At 62.4% G+C, this 963-nt stretch carries 1 pseudogene; it reads right to left on the bottom strand.

Going from position 1 to position 963, the window contains the following annotated elements:
* Nucleotides 1–963 (bottom strand): annotated as a pseudogene (locus RM50_RS20025) (Ig-like domain-containing protein); the annotation flags it as partial.

Here is a 963-nt window from a genome sequence, read left to right on the forward strand (position 1 = left end):
GACGTCGTCCCAGTTGTTGACCAGCTGCATGTTCTGGTTCACGAGCCACACGTTGCCGGAGTTCACATCGTTCAGGACCACCAGGTCCCGGTTCACCCGGAACACATACGACGGCGACGCACTCGCCTTGGGCACGTCCACCTTCTTGTCATCACCATCGTTGACGCAATCCCGCACGTACTTGTTCGCACCCGACCACGCCGCATGCACGCACCCGCCCAACTGCACCGGCGCAGCCGGGACGCCCTCGCCGTCGAACGCCACCGTCTTGGCCGTCCCCCCGTCAAGAGGCTGCTTCAACAACGCCTTCCGCGTCGCCACCGCCACAAAATCGCTCTCCGGCCCGGCCTGCTGCAACTTCGCATCCCGGGCATTCTCCAACGCCAACCGCTTACCACCAGGCAGGAACAGCTTCCCCGCCGCAGCATCCAACACCACCGGCTGGTCCCCCACCACGGTCATCTGCAGATCCCCGGCACCCTTGAGCCCATCCCAAGTACTGGACTCCGACGACGTCACCGCACCATTGGCATCAACACCCGTCACCGTCACAACCCCGGTCTTCGGATCCGCCGAATAAATCCGGTCATCAGAACCAACCGCCGACACAATCCCCTCAGAACCCACCATCACCGGCTCCGACGCCTCCTGGTCAAAACCATTCACCGTCGACGGCGACACCGCCCACACCTTCCCCGAAGCAGCATCCGTCACCGAAATGGTCCGCGCCCCGAAACTCACATCAGCCGAGCCCGGCAACTGCTTATCCCCACCCAAGCGCATATTCGCCGGCGACACCTGGTTCAACGTCGACCCAGTCTCGTCATCAACGAACACCTCGCCCGCATGCTGAAGGACATCAAAGGTGGTAGACGCAGGCGTCACGGCACCATCAAGCACCCTGGAAGGATAATTCAACCGACCCACAGCGTTCTTGGTCTTGGACACCACCCACACACCGCC

Source organism: Pseudarthrobacter phenanthrenivorans (genome assembly GCF_000813845.1).
GTDB lineage: Bacteria > Actinomycetota > Actinomycetes > Actinomycetales > Micrococcaceae > Arthrobacter > Arthrobacter phenanthrenivorans_B.